Below are 5,518 nucleotides of genomic sequence, written 5' to 3'. Positions count from 1 at the left end.
CAAATCTACAAAAACATCCACTGCCTTTTCTGTAATTCCTATTCCACCTTCATAACCATCATAAATAAATATTGTAGCTTCCTGAGTGTCATCATGATAATTAGTTGAAAGACCACCAATATCAAACCTATCACACATTGTGTGAAGTGGGAAAAGTCCGATTAAAGCGTGCTCTGCACCATGAAGGCCTCCAGCAAACACTTCCTCTTCATTCGGAAACATATCTTCAAGTGTGTCCTGGACCTGTTTTGGAATGGTAAACCATAATCCTTTAGTTCTGAATTTTAAAGGAGGCAAATCAAGAGGATAAGTTCCAATAGGTTTTGAAAAGTGCATTTTTTTATATTTGAAGTAATCTTCACTGACCGTCAGCTCACCAAAGTGAATTGTCAAATCACCATATTTTGTTTTGGAGAGTTTCTTTTCAATTGTGATTTCTGTTTTATTTAAAACCATCGTATGATAATCAACGGTTTTCTGGCTTACATTAACAAACCCGCTTTTCAGATTAACATTATTGACAACATAGGTATCTCCCTTATTAATCAGAATGGCTCCTTCATGAGCTTCCCTATAAACCTGAGACCTTTCCATTGTTTCCAACAGTCTTCCATTGTTCATTACCTTGAATTCCTGACCTGAAATCTGGTCAAGGGAATGGTCAAGTGCAGGATTGTCATCATAAGGATACATGTAGTCTCCGCGAATATTCTTATGCAAATCCTTTTTAGACACAAGTTCATCAAGAATACCCTCATCGACGCCAAAGTACTTTTTAACTTCACCTTTTTTTAAAGGCAGTTCTTTAGCAGCACACAATATATGCGCTTCCTGCAAAATAGGATTTGTCAAATCGATGATTGCGTTTTCATGGGGTTTGTCAAAGAAAAATGTAGGATTATTCATGAAATACTGGTCAAGCTGATTTTCGAAAGCTATCAATATTGCTAAAGATTTCTGATTGCTCCTTCCAGCTCTTCCTGATTGCTGCCAAGTTGAAATCATGGTGCCGGGATAACCTGAAATAATTACCGCATCAAGTGAACCGATATTTATGCCCAATTCCAAAGCGTTTGTACAGGTCACTCCCAAATATTTGCCGCTTTTGAGTCCCTCTTCGATTTCACGCCTCTCCTGAGCCTGATAACCGGCACGATAGGCTGCAATCCTATGGGCCAATTTTCCTTTAATCTGAGTCATGTCCTTTTTAGCCCACATGGCAATTAATTCTGTGGTTTTTCTTGAAACTGTAAAACATAATGTCTGAATTCCCTTCAACATCATATATATGAAAATACTTTCGGTTTCCATGTGAACGGAAGGTGCATTTTGCATATTGACTTTGTTTCTCCGGTAATTTTTGAAAGGATTGTACATGATGAAATCCTTTTCACCACTTGGGGATGCATCTTCATCAACCAACGTAAATTCCTCACCGGTTAGCCTGTTGGCCAATTCCAAAGGATTGGCCAATGTTGCCGAAGATAATATAAACTGAGGATTGGAACCGTAAAAATTTGCAATTCTTTTTAATCTTTTAATTAAGAATGCTACATTGGATCCGAATACTCCTTTATAGTAATGTGATTCGTCAATGACAATATACTTTAAATTTTTATAAAAACGGCTCCATTGATGGTGCCATGACAAAATAAGATGCAATTGATATGGATTTGTTAGAACAATTCGTGATTTTTCTCTAATACCCTTTTTTTCTCCCCTTGGAGTGTCCCCATCATAAGTCCTTGGACTGATATCGATTTCAAGTTCCCTTTCAAGATTTTCCAATACGTGCAACTGGTCATTTGAAAGGGCTTTTGCAGGATAAATATAAAGAGCAGTCGCTTCCATATCATCAATCATTGTTTCCATGATTGGTAAATTAAAGGCAAGAGTTTTTCCAGAAGCAGTGGGAGTTGTTATTATGACGTTTTCATGATTTTTAATAGCTTCATATGTTTCTGCCTGATGTTTGTATAGGCTAACACCTTTTGAATCCAAATACCTAACAATTTTTTCATTCAAATTTTCAACTTTTTTAAAGCTAGCTTCTTTGGCCGGTATTGTCTCAACATGTGCAATATTATCCCTGTATCGGACATCATTTTTAAACATATCAATATTGTTAGGCTCAGACATAATAACAGCTCAATTAAATTAACAAATATATTTTAAACTACTATAATATTTAAAATATTCGTTGATTTTAAAAATAATTCAGTAAAAATAAGGAAATATTATAATAAAGTTAGGAAAATAATATTCCTAACTATTTATGCATATTATGGAAAAATTAAATTTTCCATAAAAATATTATGTTTTTTATATTTAATAACAGTTACCCTTTCAAAAAAACCAATATATTATGAATACTCATCAAATGCTCTCTCAATGACTTTATAAATAATTAAAACATATAAATAAATTATTATAGATTTAGAGGGAAAAAATGATATCATATGAGGAATTTGAAGACATTGTAGTAAATATCCTTGGAAGAGATATTTCTTCAAATGAAGACCAGAAAAAAGCAATACAATCCGAAAGTTACAAGTCCCTTTTTATCGTAGCAGGACCTGGATCTGGGAAAACAACAGTTATGGTTCTTAAAATATTGAAATACATTTTTGTTGATGGAATTAATCCTAATGAAATATTAGCTACAACATTTACAAGAAAAGCCGCAGAAGAGTTATATTCAAGAATTTTAGGTTGGGGAGATGAAATTAAAAAGTATCTTACCAGCTCATTAGATGAAGATGACTTTGATGATATTGCAAAAATCGTTGAAATTGAAAAAATTGATTTCAACCAGATTTACATAGGTACAACAGACAGTATCGCCGAAGAACTATTGAGAGAATACAAGCAACCCGGAGAAACACAGCCTGTTCTTATCGAAGAGTTCGTCTGCACTTCAGCAATGATGAAGATTCTTCTAAAAGACAATAAATATCGAAATGAAAGTCTTTTGGAATTTCTCAAGGAATTAACAGGGCTGGAAAAACTTGAAGAACCTTCAAAAATAAGTGGAATCCTCATTGAAATAAAAAACAGAATCTATTTTGATCAAGTTGACTTTAATGAACTTTATCAACAGGCAGAAGGCGGATTTAAAGTAGCCCTGGACTGTATAAAAGAATATGAAAACACTCTAAACGAAAGACATACTATTGATTTTACAATGCTTGAGTACAATTTTCTCGAAAAGCTCAAGGAAGGGCAATTTGAAGACTTTTTAGGTGATATTAAAATTGTCCTTATTGATGAATATCAAGACACAAATCTAATTCAGGAAGACATCTACTTTACCATTGCCGAATCTGCCATTAGAAATGACGGAAGCATTACCGTTGTCGGGGACGATGATCAATCCCTATACCGTTTTAGAGGAGCTACCGTTGATTTATTCACAAATTATAAGCAGCGCGTTAATCAGCGTTTAGGAATTGAAGTTGAAGAGATTAATCTGAGGACAAACTACCGTTCAACAGAAAATATTATAGAACACTGCAACCATTTTGCAGAATTGGATAAGGACTATCAACTTGCAAGGGTTGAAAACAAACCAAAAATTATTGCACCCGATTTTGATAAGGAGAAAATGCCTATTTTAGGAATGTTTAGAAACAATCCTGAAATGTTGGCAAACGACCTTGCAAAACTGATCAACAATCTAATAAATAAAGGAGAAGTAAAATTAAAAGTTCTGCAAGTGTTAAACGAAGACTACTACAAAAAAGTCAACAAAAACATAAGCATTGCAGAACTGCAGAAACTCAAGCAGAAAAACATTCAGGAAGGCAGGAAAGTGGAAAAAATAACCCTTACACTCGACCAGGAATACGGTTCCCCTTCCGATGTGGCAATTTTATCTTTTTCACCTAAAGAAGTGAAAAACGGTCCGAATTCATTTTTATATAATCTTAGAAAAATATTGAAACATTCAAGAAATCCTATTGAAGTATTCAATCCAAGAGGAATTGACCTTCAGGATGTTGAAATTGTTGCCATATTTTGCGGATTGATTTTGGAGTGCATTGACCCTGAGGGAGGAATACAGAAAACCGACAAGACAATACCTAATTTGGCAAAATATAATATGAATAGATGGAGAGTGCAGGCTAAAGAATATATCAAGTCCAATCCTGAACCTAGAAGTCCCATGGATTTGAATTCATTCGTAACCCGCTGGCAACTCAGACGCCCATATCCTGAAACAGATGAAAACGGAAAAGAAGTAAAGTGGCCAAGAATTGTTAGTCTAATGGAACTTGCATACAAGCTTACAACCTGGATAGAACCTCTGCAAAGCGATGTAGAGGGAGTCGCATATCTCGAAGCGATTACAAAATCAATTACTCAAACAGGCTTTTTCAATAAATACCATTCCAACATTTCATTTAAAAGCCCAATTGATGAAAGGGATTCCGTTTTAGAAGCTATCTGGAATATTTTTGTACCTATATCTAGCGGCGGAGTTAAAGTTAATGAGTCCCAATATGAAACATTGCCTGATGACAGAATCAATATACTGTCAATTCATCAGTCAAAAGGTCTTGAATTTCCTCTTGTCATTGTTGATGTCGGTTCTAAATTCAAAACAAATAACATTAAAACTCAAAAGTTGAGATTTCCGAAATCCATTAAAGAAAGAGAAACAATTGAAGACAATATCAGGAAACATTCAACACTGGGTGAAAGTGAAAGAAGTGAAAAAGACAGATTATTTGACGACTTGACACGTTTATACTTTGTTGCATTTTCAAGAGCGGAAAGTGTTTTATTATTGGTTGGCCTCAGTCATGCCATTGAAGGATATCCAATAAAGGACCAGCATATTAACATTCCAAATATTGCCCTTGGATGGAGTAGAGATGAAAATTATATCGGTTTTAAAGAAATCTATTTAATTTAGAGGAGATACTTATGAAATTACCTACAAGATCAAAATCATACATGATTCCTGAATATAGCTTAACTGGAGATTTGCTTTCCTATATTACCTGCGGACTGCAGTACAGATATCAGAATAAAGGGACACTTCCTCCTTCCAAACCTGTTCAAAGATGGTTTGGTGAATTTATTCATGGAGTAATGGAAGAGGCATATCTTGACTGGAAATATCAGAAAAAGGAATTTCCATGGGATTGGAAAGAGGATATCCGGCCAATTGAAGATGAAATCGATTTGAGATTACAGGTAAGGGGTCTTTATCCGCATGATGAAGATTTGTTTTTCAGCATTAACCAGCCGGGAAGCGATTTGAAAATTGAGGATTTGAATGAACACGACCATAAAAAACTGGCCAGTGCAAGAGCAGAAAAAGCGATTAACCTATGGGGAAAACACCTTTTTCCTTTAATTGATGCATCCGAGATTTTAATTAAAGGTGTTCGACCCATGCCCAATTATGATAAAAATATATCCAGATCCAATTATTATGGAATCAATGGTGTAGTTGATGTGTTAACGTCTGCAAAAATAAATACGATTCATGAACAGAGTACATTATACA

The 5,518-nt window shown here is 34.7% G+C and carries 2 protein-coding genes and 1 pseudogene; 2 read left to right on the top strand and 1 reads right to left on the bottom strand.

Annotation, left to right across the window (positions count from 1 at the left end; all coding sequences use genetic code 11):
- On the bottom strand, window positions 1–2,139 hold a 2,139-nt coding region (locus tag ACJMLH_RS11065), incomplete at its 3' end, for a DEAD/DEAH box helicase (RefSeq protein ID WP_405277720.1).
- A gap of 310 nt (window positions 2,140–2,449) precedes the next feature.
- Between ACJMLH_RS11065 and ACJMLH_RS11060 the strand changes: the two genes are divergently transcribed.
- Together ACJMLH_RS11060 and ACJMLH_RS11055 are read left to right on the top strand one after the other, a co-directional pair.
- Complete coding sequence (locus ACJMLH_RS11060) at window positions 2,450–4,918, top strand: UvrD-helicase domain-containing protein (protein ID WP_405277717.1); 2,469 nt, start codon at window positions 2,450–2,452, stop codon at window positions 4,916–4,918.
- Between the two features lie 11 nt (window positions 4,919–4,929).
- Window positions 4,930–5,518, top strand: a pseudogene (locus ACJMLH_RS11055) (hypothetical protein); the annotation flags it as partial.

It is taken from the genome of Methanobrevibacter sp. (assembly GCF_045116495.1).
Lineage (GTDB): Archaea > Methanobacteriota > Methanobacteria > Methanobacteriales > Methanobacteriaceae > Methanocatella.
This window is presented reverse-complemented; position numbering and strand designations above follow the sequence as displayed.